This is a genomic window from Staphylococcus coagulans (genome assembly GCF_002901995.1).
In the GTDB taxonomy this organism is placed as follows: Bacteria; Bacillota; Bacilli; order Staphylococcales; family Staphylococcaceae; genus Staphylococcus; species Staphylococcus coagulans.
Genome location: NZ_PPQN01000004.1, coordinates 15,676 through 30,351, shown reverse-complemented (window position 1 = coordinate 30,351; position 14,676 = coordinate 15,676). Strand labels below are relative to the sequence as shown.

Here is a 14,676-nt window from a genome sequence, read left to right as displayed (position 1 = left end):
CATTGTGGAATATAATTTTCTCATTTGAGATATTAAGGGGTTGAGACATATAAATGTCTTGACCCCTTTATTTATGGTTAGTCATCCAATGCCGTATAAAAAAACAAAAATCCGATTGTTCCAACAAAGTGAACAATCGGATTTTAATGTGCCCTATTAGCCTAGCGCAACATCGAGTATCATCATTATGGTAAAACCGAGCATCAAACTCAAAGTTGCGAGGTCTGTATTATCCCCTGATTGTGAATCAGGGATCAATTCTTCAACAACGACAAAAATCATTGCGCCTGCTGCAAAAGCTAATGCATATGGTAATATTGGCGTCACGACCAAAACTGCTGCGGCACCTATTGCTGCAAAAATTGGTTCGACGAGTGCTGAAGCTTGTCCGTAATTAAAAGCACGCCACTTTGTTTGCCCTGATGCATGTATAGGAAGTGACAATGCAGCACCCTCAGGAATGTTTTGTATGCCTATCCCTATTGCCAACCCTAAAGCGCCAAGCCATGTTGCATGCGCATTTCCAGTTGCGATACCGCCGAATGCAACCCCAATTGCAAGTCCCTCTGGTATGTTGTGCAAAGTTATCGCGAGCAATAGCAATGTGTTTTTATCTAAGTGCGTCTTGACACCCTCTTGTCTTTGTGACGCTTCTCTCGCATTGCGATGGATATGCGGGATGACCCCATCTAAAGAGCGGATAAATACGCCCCCGAGAAGAAAGCCAATCGTAGCAGGTAACCACGGCGTCGCACTGTCAGCACTGCTTTCAATAGCAGGCTGCAAAAGTGACCAAAAACTCGCAGCAATCATAATGCCGGCTGCAAAACCTTGCATTGAACTCAGTACACGTGCATTGACCTTTTTAAAAATAAATACTACTGCAGCCCCTACTGCAGTTAAAAGCCAAGTCACGATACCTGCAATGAGCGCTTGAAGAAAGGGCGGTGCATTTGAAATATATTCCACCAAGCACACCTCTCTTTATATCATTTGTTCCAAAAAAAGTGTATAATATATAGAACTGATTTAAGGTTAACAAATAAATACGAGTAAATCTATAGGAAAAAGGGTGCATGTGTTGTGGAAGCGTATAAAATTGAACACCTCAATAAATCGTATGCGGATAAAGTGATATTTGATGATCTTCATCTATCCATTTCTCATCAAGAGCGAATTGGATTAGTAGGGATTAATGGAACAGGTAAGAGTTCGTTATTAAAAGTGATTGCAGGTAAAGACGATGACTTTGATGCCGAACAGTCGCATCCTAAAAATTATCGCATTCGTTATGCTGCACAAAATCATGAATTAAATCCCGAGATGACAGTGTACGAAACAGTATATGGTGCAAACTCTAAAGAGTTGCAAGTCATTAAGCGTTATGAAGAAGCCACTGCAACTTATGCTGAAGTACAGAGTGAACAGGCTTTTGATGCAATGATGGCAGCACAAACAGAAATGGACAATTTAGGCGCATGGGATTACAGTGCCGAAATTAAAACGATACTTTCTAGATTAGGTATTCATGATACAACGCGGCAACTCGGATCTTTGTCAGGGGGCCAACAAAAACGCGTTATTTTAGCACGCACATTAATTGAAAAACCAGATTTACTGCTTTTAGATGAGCCGACAAACCATTTAGATTTTGAATCTATCCATTGGCTTATACAGTTTGTAAAATCTTACCCGAAAACAGTTGTATTTGTAACGCATGACCGCTACTTTTTAAACGAAGTGGCGACGCGCATTGTAGAACTGAAGAATGGTCAGCTAGAAACTTATCCGGGTAATTATGAGGCCTATATCGCGATGCGTGCAGAACGTGAAGAAATTGAAGTACGACAACAAACCAAGCAACGTGCCCTATACAAACAAGAACTTGCGTGGATGCGTGCGGGTGTTAAGGCGAGAACGACGAAACAACAAGCGAGACAAGATCGATTCCATGATTTAGAAAAGCAAGTCAATGCACAAAAATCCCAAGAAAAAGGGTCACTAGGTCTTGCTTATTCCCGTTTAGGTAAACAAGTTTTTGAACTTGAAAATGTAACGAAAGTGATCAATCAACGCACGTTATTTGAAAATATTACAACATTGATTCAAAAAGGGGCACAAATTGGTATTGTTGGACCGAATGGCGCCGGTAAAACAACATTGTTGAATATTTTAGCAGGAGAAGACACAGCATATGAGGGTGTCGTTAAAGTGGGCCAAACGGTTAAAATTGCTTACTTTAAACAAACAGATGAGCGTTTAAATCGAGATATTCGTATGATTGATTTTCTGCGAGAAGAGAGTGAGTTAGCCCGTCAAAAGGATGGCACAACCATTTCGATTACACAGTTGTTGGAGCGTTTTCTCTTTCCGAGTGCAACTCATGGTAAAAAAGTATATAAACTGTCTGGTGGAGAACAGAAGCGCTTATATTTACTTAAACTATTAGTTCATCAACCGAATGTTCTATTATTAGATGAACCGACGAATGACTTAGATACTGAAACATTGACGATTCTTGAAGACTATATTCAAACTTTTGGTGGAACAGTCATTACCGTAAGTCATGATCGTTACTTTTTAAATAAAGTCGTCGATTGTTATTGGTATATTCATGATGGGCAATTTGATGTGATATTAGGACAATTTGAGGACTATCTTGCTTATCAGAAACAATACGTTGAAGCATCAACCCAAGTGAAAGATTCGAAAGATACCCCAAAAGAACAACCGAAGAAAAAGAAAAAAGGATTATCATATAAAGAAAAAAGAGAATACGACATGTTAATCGTTAGAATTGATGAAACAGAAACACGTCTCAAAGCTATTGACGAAGAGATGATTGAAGCCAACGCAGATTATTCCAAAATCAAAGCATTGAGTGAAGAAAAAGAAGCGCTTGAGACGCAATATGATTTAGACATCACGAGATGGAGTGAACTAGAAGAAATTTTAGAACAGTAAGAGGGATAATATGGAGCAAACACTGTCGCATTATTTTGGATACCAAAGTTTTCGTCCTGGTCAAAAAGAAATCATTGAATTGATTTTAAATCATCATCACACATTAGGTGTTTTACCTACTGGGGGTGGTAAATCGATTTGTTATCAAGTGCCAGGACTGATGTTAGAAGGTACAACGATTGTAATCAGCCCGTTAATTTCATTAATGAAAGATCAGGTCGATCAATTGAAAGCGATGGGCATTGCAGCGGCTTATTTAAATAGTAGTTTAACTGCACAAGCCCAAAAAGAAATCGAACAACAATTAGTCGATGGTGAATTAAAATTTTTGTATGTCGCACCAGAACGATTCGAGAGTACGTATTTTGAAATGCTGTTGCGCCGTGTCAATATTGCACTTGTCGCATTTGATGAAGCACACTGTATATCGAAATGGGGCCATGATTTTCGTCCGAGTTATCAAGCGGTCATTCAACGTGTCCTAGCTATGCCTCAACATTTTGCGATTATAGCACTCACTGCGACTGCTACAACGGAAGTACAACAAGATATTATGTCGCGCTTGATGATTCATCCTAATCATGTCGTAAAAACGAGTATTAGACGTCGTAATTTAAAATTTCAAGTCAATGCAACTTATCAAAGACAAAAGTTTATTGTTGATTATGTTAAAAGTCATGCGAAGGTTTCGGGCATTATTTATTGCTCTACCCGTAAACAAGTAGAGGCGCTTTATGAAGCACTTGAGGATGTAGGTGTCGCTTCAACTTATTATCATGCAGGATTAACATCTAAGCAAAGAAATGAAGCACAAAATGATTTTTTGTACGATCGTATTCGCGTCGTTATCGCCACAAACGCCTTTGGTATGGGTATTGATAAATCGAATGTACGTTACGTTATTCATTACAATATGCCGGGTGATTTGGAATCATATTATCAAGAAGCGGGACGTGCAGGCCGAGATGGTTTAGAAAGTGATTGTATATTATTGTATAGTGATCGTGATATTAGTTTACATCAGTATTTTATTAGTAGTTCAAAAGCGGATGATGATTATAAGGAACGCATGGGTGAAAAGCTTACGAAGATGATTCAATATACTAAAACAAGTAAGTGCTTAGAAGCTACACTCGTTCATTATTTCGAGCCCAATGAAAAATTAGAAGAGTGTCAACAATGTAGTAACTGTGTTGATAAAAATAAAACGTATGACATGACAAATGAAGCTAAAATGATTGTCAGTTGTGTTGCACGTTTAAGACAAAATGAAAGTTATCAAACAGTTATTCAAGTCTTGCGTGGTGAAAAGACAGACTACATACGTCATCACGCGTATGAGGCACTTTCCACATATGGCATCATGAAACATTATACGACAGGTGAATTACATCATTTAATTGACGAATTGCGCTTTAAAGGTTTTTTAAATGAACACGATGAAATTTTGTTGTGTGATCAATCTGTCGAGACGTTATTGTATGACGAAACGAAAATTTATACGACACCTTTCAAACGAAAATCAAAAGAAACCGTTAATATTAATACTGTCGAAGGTGTAGACCGCATTTTATTTGAAAAATTAGTTGAAGTACGTCAACATATGAGCGAAAAAATGAATATTCCACCGACGAATATTTTTACGGATTATACATTAGAAGCATTTGCGAAACGAAAGCCACTTTCAAAGCAAGATATGATTCAAATTGAAGGTGTAGGTAGTTATAAATTAAAACACTACTGTCCTGAATTTTTAACAGCGATTCAAGATTATAAAATGCATAGTTCATAAATAATAGTCGGAATGCTTTTATTAAAGACGATTAAAAGAGCTAATTTAAGATAGGTCGTTATAGCAGTAGATAAATATTAAAACAGCACAGAAAATCCAGTCTGTGTTGTTTTTTTATTGCTTTTTTGAGACGATGTTTTTGTAAAGGCAATTAAAAAAATTTGATAAATGCATGCGATAAAATAGGTTAGGTGATTGATATCCATAATGGTGTTAGAAGAAACAGTTTATATAAAATTGAATGCTACTTGTAACGTATTATTTTATTGATTAAGCTCGATTAAAAATTAGAGGCAAATTGAGTTATTTTTTCAATGAATTATGATTTAATAAGTATAAGTTTCAAAGTTTGGGGTAATGAGCTATATAAATGAAAATCAATAAAATAGAGAACGAGGGATTCAATGATTAAGTTTAATAATGTAACGAAACGTTACGGTGATAAAGTCGTTGTTGATCAAGTCGATATGGAGATTCAAGAAGGCGAATTTTTCGTTTTAATTGGACCATCAGGATCGGGCAAAACGACAACGATGAAAATGATTAACCGTCTTATCCCCTTATCAGACGGCTATATTTACTTTAAAGAAAGACCTATTAGTGACTATTCTGTGTATGAGATGCGCTGGGATATGGGTTATGTGTTACAACAAATTGCTTTATTTCCACATATGACAATCCGTGACAATATTGCACAAGTGCCTTTAATGAAAGATTGGTCTAAATCAAAAATTGATACGCGTGTTGATGAATTGTTGGAAATGGTAGGTTTAGAACCTGAGCAATTTAGAAATCGCAAACCTGACGAATTGTCTGGTGGTCAACGTCAACGTGTCGGTGTCGTTCGTGCACTGGCAGCGGATCCACCTGTCATTTTAATGGATGAACCTTTTAGTGCTTTAGACCCGATTACACGTGAAAAGTTACAAGATGATCTGTTAAGCTTACAAAGTAAAATCAAGAAAACAATTGTTTTTGTGACACATGATATTGAAGAAGCTTTCAAGTTAGGCGACCGCATATGTTTACTTAATCATGGACGCGTTGAACAAATTGGGACACCTAATGACTTTATTAAAACGCCTAAAAATGATTTTGTACGCCAGTTTTTAGGAAACTTGACCGGTGTGGTATTAAATCATTTTACACTTGGAAAAGTAGCCGAACTTGCAGGAAGAAAGCTTGATACGAACGAAGCATTAGATTATCCAGTCGTCGATCATAATCAAGCGGTCAGTGACGTCTACCGCGAACTCGTATCACATGATGCAGTTATTGTTTCGGTTGATGCACAATCTTGGTTATTGTCGCGACAAGATATTTTTAGCTTCTTATCAAAAAACCAGGCAGGTGAATCTGTATGAATACCATCCTCAATACTTTAAGTGATCGCAAAGGGGAATTATTAGCCCGATTACTTGAACATATTCAACTGTCTTTTGTTGCATTACTGATTGCAGTGCTTATTGGTGTGCCACTTGGAATCCTTTTGACAAAAACAAAGAAACTGTCAGAAATTGTGATTAATATCGCTGCTGTATTACAAACGATTCCATCGCTAGCGCTACTGGGCTTGATGATTCCATTGTTTGGTATTGGAACAGTGCCGGCTGTCATCGCTTTAGTTGTGTATGCCTTATTGCCTATTTTACGTAATACATATACGGGGATAACAGGTGTTGACGATTCATTAGTTGAAGCAGCTAAAGGGATTGGTATGAAGCCTATGAGACGACTCACTAAAGTAGAGTTGCCTTTAGCGATGCCTGTCATTATGGCCGGCATTCGAACAGCAATGGTATTAATTATTGGTACTGCGACACTTGCTGCTTTGATTGGTGCTGGCGGACTTGGGGACTTAATTTTATTAGGGATCGATCGTAACAATACGTCTTTAATTTTAATTGGTGCGATACCAGCTGCGATTTTAGCTATTTTATTTGATGTCGGTTTAAGAATACTGAGCCACATTTCTTATCGCAAAATGTTAATCACATTGGGTGTGATTTTACTTGCGATGTTCCTTGTTACTGTGGCGCCGTTGTTGTCTCACAAAGGTGAAAAGATTACCATCGCCGGTAAACTCGGAACAGAACCTTCTATTATCACAAATATGTATAAAATATTGATTGAAGATCAAACAGATTACACGGTCGATGTTAAAGATGGTATGGGTAAAACGAGCTTTTTATTCAATGCTCTTAAATCTGATAAAATAGATGGCTATCTTGAATTCACAGGTACGGTGTTAGGTGAATTAACGAAAGAGTCACCGCACTCAAAAGATGAAAAAGAAGTGTATCAACAGGCGAATCAAAGTCTCGAGAAAAAATTTGATATGACTTTATTAAAACCGATGAAATATAACAATACGTATGCACTTGCGGTTAAACGTGATTTTGCAGAGCAACACGGTATTAAGACGGTCAGTGACTTACGAAAAGTACAAAGTGAAATTAAACCAGGTTTTACTTTAGAATTTAATGATCGTGAAGATGGTTATCCAGCTATTAAGAAATTGTATCACTTGAATTTTAAAAACGTGAAAACGATGGAGCCTAAGTTACGTTATCAAGCTGTCGAAAAAGGTGACATTAATCTCATTGATGCATATTCGACGGATGCGGAATTAAAACAGTTTGATATGGTTGTATTAAAAGATGATCGAAAAGCTTTTCCTCCTTATCAAGGGGCACCATTATTTAAAAAATCATTTATTGATGACCATCCAGGTGTTGAGAAAGCATTAAACAAGTTAGAAGGTAAAATTTCTGATGAAGAAATGCAAGAAATGAATTACCGCGTTGCAGAAAAAGATGAAGATCCATATCAAGTTGCAAGAGACTACTTGAAAAAAGAAGGACTCATTCACTAAAAAGCATATGGAATGATATATTGCGTAAAATAACGTAAGCAATTCAAATATAACTTAAGCCATTAGATGGTTTGAGACGGGATAGAACAGTGAATCTCCTGTAGATAGAGATGACGCCGCTATTCCGTCTTTTTAGATTTTAATCAAAAAGCGTGCAATATGACTAGAAATGTAACTATAATTAACATGTAGCGTATATGAAATGTTTTAAAACAAGTAGGACTAGCGATAATGGTGGTCACACACTCTAGCATTTTAAAGTAAAACTCGTTATAATAGTTAACATATTTAAAAAATTCTGACATATAGGAGGGCTAGAAATGAAATCTCAAATTTCTAAATTACGCGCTTATCAACCAGGCTTATCACCAGAAGGACTTAAGAAAAAATATGGCATTGCAGGTGAGCTATATAAACATGCTTCAAATGAAAATGTATATGGCCCTTCTCCATTAGCAAAACAAGCGATTAAGGATCATGTAGATGATCTCTTCTTATACCCAGAACCCAATGCACCTCTTTTACAACAAGCCATTGCTTCTCATTATGGTGTAGATTCATCACAAGTTATTTTCGGAGCCGGCCTTGATGAGATGATTGTAATTATTTCTAGAACTATGGTTCGAGCAGGGGATAACATTGTTACAAGCGAAGGTACTTTTGGACAATATTTCCATAACGCTACTGTAGAAGATGCCGAAACAATCCAAGTGCCACTGATTGAAGGCGCATTTGATTTAGATGGTATTGCAGAAGCGGTAAATGAGCAAACAGCGTTAGTTTGGATTTGTAACCCTAACAATCCGACAGGTACTTATCATACACACGCTGAAATAGAAGCATTTTTAGAAAAAATACCAAAAGATGTAACCGTACTTTTTGATGAAGCATACGGTGAATATGTCACTGCAAAAGACTTTCCAAATACGATTGAATTAATGAAAAAATATGATAACATTGCGATGATGCGCACGTTTTCTAAAGCATATGCACTTGCTGGTTTACGTATCGGTTACTTGGTTGCGACAGCTGAATTGGCTGCACAATTAAATGTATTACGACCACCATTCAATACAACACGTTTATCAGAGCAGGCTGCTTTAAAAGCGTTTGAAGATCAAGATTACTTACTAGAAGTTGTGGAACGTAATCGAATTGAGAGAGAGAAATTTGATGGTTTAGAAACTTCTGTAAAGCTTTATCCATCGGAAACGAATTTTATTTTTGCACAAACAGACCGCGCAAAAGAACTAGATGAACAGTTGCTTCAAAATGGTATCATTGCACGAGGGTTTCCAAATGGCGTGCGCATCACTTTAGGTTTTCCAGAGCAAAATAAAGTGATTCGCAAAGTTTTACAATCCTTTTAATACATTGTGATACCCTAGAAATAAGGGCGTGTTATAGAGGCATCAAAACATGACTGTTTTGATAGCCTTCTAAATGAAATGAATAATAGGGAGCGATTAGATGAGAGCGTCAATTGGGATAGACATGGATGAGGTTTTAGCTGATACGACAGGAGCACTAATCGATGAATTTAATCGTCGTACCGAACTCGGTATAACCGTAGAACAAATTGTTGGAAGTAAAATTTACGATATTATGCCAGAGCATACCGCAGAAATTCGTGATATTTTAGCGTCTGATGGGTTCTTTCGACGTTTAAATGTCATGAAAGATGCACAAGAAGTCGTTAAAAAGCTTGCTGCCCATTACGATATTTACATTGTAACTGCAGCGATGGATGTTCCAACATCTTTCCATGATAAATATGATTGGTTATTAACACATTTTCCATTTTTAGATCCACAGCAATTTGTTTTCTGTGGACGTAAAGGTATCGTCGCGACAGATTATTTAATTGACGATAGCCCTAAACAATTAGCAATTCATACGGGCAAACCTTTAATGTTTACAGCGCCACATAACGAAGGGAATACGGACTTCGAACGCTTGAACAATTGGAAAGAAGTTGAAGCCTACTTTTTAAGTGATATTACTGAAGAAGAATCTTTATCATAGAAAGTCAGATTAAACAAAACAGCATAAAAACACGTGTGTCAGTAAAAAATCACTGACACATGTGTTTTTTTTATTGACTGTTTTCAGAGGGTGGAGCTGTTAACAATTGAATTGCATTTGGAATAACTTCAATCATAGTTGGTGTTGTCATATCGATTTCACCGTCGATATCGACGCGCATTTCAGGCTCAGTCGTAATTTTGATTGTATGACTAGAAATATGCTGGATATTGTCGCTAATTTCATTCCAAGTCATACTATCTCTTAAACTGAAAATATCTTTAAGGATGCTCATACTGTAGTTATTAAAGATAAAAGTGTTGAGCAGACCATCTGAAGGGGACATGTCTGTTAAAGGGATTTTTCCTCCTCCAATAAATCGACCATTTGCAAATAAAAGCATCGAAGTTTCTCCCGAATACTTTTGACCATCAATTTCTAAAGTGTATTTAAAATGTTTGGGATTCGTAATCGTTTTAAACGTAGATGAGATGTAACTTAATTTTCCGAAGAGGTCTTTTGATTTCCCTTTAACATTCTCCGCATTTTGCACCATCAAACCGATTCCAGCAAAGTTAAGAGCATAGCGATTGTTGACTTTCATAACATCATAGGGTTGCGGTGTTGCTAATAAAAGGTCATGACTCGCTTCACCAGCTTTATTGGTTAAATTGAGTGTCTTTGCAAAATCGTTAAATGTTCCACCTGGGATGATACCAATTGGAATATGGAGTTCGTGTTTGAGGACACCATTGACAAGTTCATTAACAGTCCCATCGCCACCTAGAATAAAGAGGACCTCTATTTGTTCAATATTGTTATTGTCTTTTATCATTTTACAGTAGCGTTCAATGTCGCCTTCATTTTCACTTAGTTGGATGGAAAGCCTTTTACAAAGTTGTGAAAGTGCAACGGTCACTTCCCCTAAGCCTTCATGGATATTTTGAAGGCCTGAATGTTCATGATAAAAAAGTAAACCGTGTTCATATTTCGGGGTCATTGTGTTGACTCCTTTCGTTAATCTTAGTTCTCATTGTATATCTAAACGTAGTGTATGTTAATCATTTTAAACAGAATAGTGAATCTAAAAAGAGTAGGAGAAGTCTAAAGTTGAACTTAGATTTCTCCTACTCCTGCTTTACTTTATTGTATTTGAAAGTCAATCATGCGAGCCGTTTAAAGTAATCTGTTAACGAATACCTTTCATCGCTTTAAGAATAAGTGGTGTACCAAGTGCAACAAGTAATGCAACGACAACAGCTATACCGCCAATTAAACCGAAGTAGTTTTGATCTCCGATAATCGGTTGTAACTTTACAAGCTGTGCGTTAATGGCTTGTGCAGTTGCGTTTGTCAGTAACCATAAACTCATCATTTGTGAATTGAATTTTTCAGGCGCCAGTTTTACCGCAGAACTGTTACCTGTTGGAGAAATACACAATTCACCTATAACACAAATGAAATAAGATAGAACAATCCACATAAACCAAATTTCTGAGCCATTATATGCGTATATGACAACCATCATTAATATAAATGAAACGCCTGCTAATACGAGACCAATCGCAAATTTGATAGGTAGACTCGGCTCGAAACGACCTAATTTACGCCATAATAATGAGATTGCAGGTGCTAAAACGACGATAAAGAATGGGTTAATCGATTGGAACCATGTCACTGGAAAAGCACTATGCCAACCGAGCAAATTAAATGTAAGGTCTGCCTTTTCATCCGCATAAACATTAAGGACATTGGCACCTTGTTCTTGGATAGACCAAAAAATAACGCCGACAATAAATAAAGGAATAAATGCAATCACACGTGAACGTTCAACATCTGATGTGTCTTTACTAACAATCATAATGAAGAAGTATCCAATCGGTAAGGCAACGCCTAATATTAAAACGATAAAACTAATTAAATCAAATGTAAGCGTTCCTGTTGCGTATGTAACGCCAAGTAATATGAGTAAGAGTAAGCCTAGGCTTCCAAATGTGATGCCATATTTTTTCTTTTCTGATGGACTTAATGGGTGAGGTGCAGTTGTTCCAATTTCGCCTAAATTTTTCTTATGGAATAGCAAATAGAATAAAAGTGATAATGCCATACCAATTGCGGCAATAAGGAATCCACCGTGGAAGTTGCCCGTATTTCTAAAATGATCCAATACTAGTGGAGAAAGAAATGCCCCCATATTTACCGACATGTAAAAAATAACAAAACCTGAATCGACACGATCGTCACCTTTAGGATATAAGCGGCCAACAATATTAGAAATGTTTGGTTTCATTAAACCAGAACCTACAATGATAAATACCATTGAAGCAAGTAATCCTGATAATCCAAACGGCAAACTTAAACAGATGTGACCGATAATAATCAATAATGCACCGTAAACCATCGAGCGACGTGTACCCAGTATACGGTCAGCAATCCATCCCCCTAGAATGGAAGTCATAAAAATTAATGAACCGTAGACAGCCATCAACGACTGGGCAAAAGTTTTTTCAAGGCCTAAACCACCTTGACCTACATTGTAGTAAATATAGTATATCAGAAGGGCTCTCATACCGTAATAACTGAATCTCTCCCAAAATTCAACAGTATAGAGTACTCCTAAACCACGAGGGTGCCCGAAAAATCCTTTTTGAGGAATGGTCTGGACAGCTTTTTCGTGTGATAATTCTGACATTTTAATCAATCCTTCCTGTCTGAACAAAGCATATAGAAGCCATTTTACGCCTGATATATTTAAATTTCAATAAGTTTCTGAAAATATAATTTTGAAAATGTGGATTTTGTATGACGACAAAATATTTTGAATAATTTTAATTTTAACACTTTACCTATCAAGCGTGATTGAATGAATCTGAAACGAAGTAGGGTGCTATCTAATTGTGTGAATACTTTAAGATGCCTAAGTCGGTTCATGCTAGTGTTCTATTTGATCTAAAACACTAAAAAAGGCACTTACTAAGACAGCAGAGGTTATAGTGTTAGGGATTATTAAACTAACAACGCCTCTTTCATTCGTTTTAAATGGATTTATAGAATAAAAGACTAAACTTTCCAGACTCTCATATGGTACCAAATAATAAAATAAGAAGAAAGTAATTGATTTTGAGTTTTGTATTATTAAAAACAAACAAAAATGATATGCCAAGTTATCAAGCGTGAAATAATTTCGCAGAGTTAAACTTAATTAACACTTGATATGATAAGAGAGCCATAGTAGATTTAGGTCTACGAGTGGCGTTTTAGTAAAAGAGAAATAACAGTTTATCAGATAAATAAAAAGGAAGTAGAACTGAAATCGAATCGATTTCGTTGTTCCACTTCCGCACCTTAATTGTGTCATCGTTGAAGTTAAATGTTATTTAACACCCTGCATTAAGTTTTTAATGAATGGTGCGATACAAATTAAAACGATACCGATGAGAAGTGCGACTGCACCAGAAATTAAGAAATATTGGTTGGTACTAATATGTGTATACATCGTTACCATTTGTGCGTTAATCCCTTGTGCCATCGCGTTAGATAAGAACCACACGCTCATCATTTGTGCGGTAAAAGCTTCAGGCGCTAATTTGGTAGTTGTCGATAAGCCAATAGGGGATAAGCAAAGTTCACCCATCGTTACAATTAAGAAACTCGCAACCAACCAAAATGGATTAATTAAATCAGCATCGCCAGGGATAACCATGATTAAGTAAGAAACTCCTGCTAAAATAACACCAATTGCAAATTTGATAACAGTAGGTGGATTAAAACGGCCTAATTTCACCCACAATATAGAAAATAATGGTGCAAGCGTAATGATAAAGAGTGGATTTAGCGATTGGAACCAAGCAGGTGGAATATGAAAATCGATGAGTCCACCAGTCACTTTTGCTAAATCAAGTTGTGTTTTAGTATCTGCGAATTGTGCAAGTACAGTTGAACCTTGCTCTTGAATCATCCAAAATGCAACCGATGCAATGAATAAAGGAATATAAGCATAAACTCTTTTGCGTTCATGATTGGCTGTTTTTTTACTTAAAATAATTTTAACAAAATAAAAGAGCGGTAAAAATACACCCAAAAGCGTAATAAAATTTGCAAATGTGGCTATCGTTAACAGTTGTAATTGATTTAAAATAAAGCAAACTACTGCAATGACAACAGCCACAATAATAACGATTTTGATTAATTTTGAACGCTCTGCTTTTGTTAACGGATCGGGTACTTCTAATCCAGCAAGACCCAAATATTTTCTATTCGTGATGTAGTATGTAACTAATCCAATAAACATCCCTACTGCAGCAATAGCAAAGCCGAAGTGGAAACCGAGGTTCACTTGTGCCCAACCTACAATAAGTGGGGAAAGCAATGCACCTAAATTAATACTCATATAGAAAATTGTAAAAGCTGCATCTAAGCGTGGATCATTTTTTTCATACAATAAGCCTACTGTTGAGGAAATGTTAGGTTTCAACATCCCTGTCCCAATAATTAACACGAGTAATGCAATTAAAAGGATGACAAAGTTATTGGGTAGAGATAAAAGAATATGCCCGAGCATAATGAGTGTTCCACCGTAAAACAGTGCGTGACGTGTACCAGTAATACGGTCAGCAATCCATCCACCGATCACACCACTCATATAAACTAACGCACCATAAATAGAAACAATTTGTAGTGCGACACCTTGATCGAGGCCAAATCCGCCTTTAGCGATAGAATAATAAATATAGTAAGCTAAAATGGCTTTCATACCATAATAGCTAAAGCGCTCCCAAAATTCAGTGAAAAATAATGTACTTAAACCTTTAGGATGCCCGAAAAAACCTGTACGTGGCGTACTGTTCAATATTTCTTCCTTTGTGTAATGTGCGCCCATTAAAAAGTCCCCCTCTTCGCATGAAGTTAAAACCATTCTATAACTAAATTGTAGATTAAACAAGACAATGATTAATATGATATACAACTTAGCTTTAAATATTTCAAAGAAGCTAATTCATTTATGTGCATATTTTCAGGT

The 14,676-nt window shown here is 36.6% G+C and carries 10 protein-coding genes; 6 read left to right on the top strand and 4 right to left on the bottom strand.

The annotated features are described in order from the left end of the window. Nucleotides 1-156: 156 nt before the first annotated feature. A complete protein-coding gene (locus CD118_RS00870; protein WP_060830283.1) occupies nucleotides 157-972 on the bottom strand; it encodes a ZIP family metal transporter in 816 nt (271 codons plus the stop codon). Between the two features lie 111 nt (nucleotides 973-1,083). On the opposite strand from CD118_RS00870, the gene CD118_RS00865 reads away from it, so the two are divergent. The 6 genes from CD118_RS00865 to CD118_RS00840 all read left to right on the top strand — a co-directional run bounded on the left by CD118_RS00865 (nucleotide 1,084) and on the right by CD118_RS00840 (nucleotide 9,656). Further along, entirely contained in the window at nucleotides 1,084-2,964 is a 1,881-nt protein-coding gene (locus CD118_RS00865) for an ABC-F family ATP-binding cassette domain-containing protein (RefSeq protein ID WP_060830282.1), read from the top strand. Between the two features lie 10 nt (nucleotides 2,965-2,974). Next, nucleotides 2,975-4,756 carry a DNA helicase RecQ gene (gene recQ / locus CD118_RS00860; RefSeq protein WP_050331621.1) on the top strand — a complete coding sequence of 594 codons (1,782 nt, stop codon included), beginning with the start codon at nucleotides 2,975-2,977 and terminating at the stop codon, nucleotides 4,754-4,756. A 404-nt stretch (nucleotides 4,757-5,160) separates the two neighbouring features. Further along, nucleotides 5,161-6,120, top strand: a complete 960-nt coding sequence (locus CD118_RS00855) for an ABC transporter ATP-binding protein (protein ID WP_050331620.1) — start codon at nucleotides 5,161-5,163, stop codon at nucleotides 6,118-6,120. Beyond that, the gene (locus CD118_RS00850) at nucleotides 6,117-7,631 is read left to right on the top strand and encodes an ABC transporter permease/substrate-binding protein (protein ID WP_060830280.1); all 1,515 of its coding nucleotides are present in this window, start codon (nucleotides 6,117-6,119) and stop codon (nucleotides 7,629-7,631) included. Before CD118_RS00855 ends, CD118_RS00850 begins: the two co-directional genes overlap by 4 nt. A 320-nt stretch (nucleotides 7,632-7,951) precedes the next feature. Then, nucleotides 7,952-9,001, top strand: a complete 1,050-nt coding sequence (gene hisC, locus CD118_RS00845; protein ID WP_103356095.1) for a histidinol-phosphate transaminase — start codon at nucleotides 7,952-7,954, stop codon at nucleotides 8,999-9,001. 100 nt (nucleotides 9,002-9,101) lie between these two features. Next, nucleotides 9,102-9,656 carry a 5' nucleotidase, NT5C type gene (locus CD118_RS00840; RefSeq protein WP_103356094.1) on the top strand — a complete coding sequence of 185 codons (555 nt, stop codon included), beginning with the start codon at nucleotides 9,102-9,104 and terminating at the stop codon, nucleotides 9,654-9,656. Nucleotides 9,657-9,726: 70 nt separating this feature from the next. Here CD118_RS00840 and CD118_RS00835 read toward each other — a convergent pair whose 3' ends face one another. The 3 genes from CD118_RS00835 to CD118_RS00825 all read right to left on the bottom strand — a co-directional run bounded on the left by CD118_RS00835 (nucleotide 9,727) and on the right by CD118_RS00825 (nucleotide 14,535). Further along, nucleotides 9,727-10,656: a diacylglycerol/lipid kinase family protein gene (locus tag CD118_RS00835; RefSeq protein ID WP_103356093.1), complete on the bottom strand. Its 930-nt coding sequence runs from the start codon at nucleotides 10,654-10,656 to the stop codon at nucleotides 9,727-9,729. A gap of 189 nt (nucleotides 10,657-10,845) precedes the next feature. Further along, nucleotides 10,846-12,348 carry a peptide MFS transporter gene (locus CD118_RS00830; protein WP_050331615.1) on the bottom strand — a complete coding sequence of 501 codons (1,503 nt, stop codon included), beginning with the start codon at nucleotides 12,346-12,348 and terminating at the stop codon, nucleotides 10,846-10,848. A gap of 681 nt (nucleotides 12,349-13,029) precedes the next feature. After that, nucleotides 13,030-14,535 carry a peptide MFS transporter gene (locus CD118_RS00825; RefSeq protein WP_103356092.1) on the bottom strand — a complete coding sequence of 502 codons (1,506 nt, stop codon included), beginning with the start codon at nucleotides 14,533-14,535 and terminating at the stop codon, nucleotides 13,030-13,032. Between the last annotated feature and the right edge of the window lie 141 nt (nucleotides 14,536-14,676).

Excerpts from the sequence above, each read along its gene's own strand:
- recQ (WP_050331621.1), top strand. The coding sequence starts at position 2,975 with ATGGAGCAAACACTGTCGCATTATTTTGGATACCAAAGTTTTCGTCCT.
- CD118_RS00855 (WP_050331620.1), top strand. The coding sequence starts at position 5,161 with ATGATTAAGTTTAATAATGTAACGAAACGTTACGGTGATAAAGTCGTT.
- CD118_RS00850 (WP_060830280.1), top strand. The coding sequence starts at position 6,117 with ATGAATACCATCCTCAATACTTTAAGTGATCGCAAAGGGGAATTATTA.
- hisC (WP_103356095.1), top strand. The coding sequence starts at position 7,952 with ATGAAATCTCAAATTTCTAAATTACGCGCTTATCAACCAGGCTTATCA.
- CD118_RS00840 (WP_103356094.1), top strand. The coding sequence starts at position 9,102 with ATGAGAGCGTCAATTGGGATAGACATGGATGAGGTTTTAGCTGATACG.
- CD118_RS00835 (WP_103356093.1), bottom strand. The coding sequence starts at position 10,656 with ATGACCCCGAAATATGAACACGGTTTACTTTTTTATCATGAACATTCA.
- CD118_RS00830 (WP_050331615.1), bottom strand. The coding sequence starts at position 12,348 with ATGTCAGAATTATCACACGAAAAAGCTGTCCAGACCATTCCTCAAAAA.
- CD118_RS00825 (WP_103356092.1), bottom strand. The coding sequence starts at position 14,535 with ATGGGCGCACATTACACAAAGGAAGAAATATTGAACAGTACGCCACGT.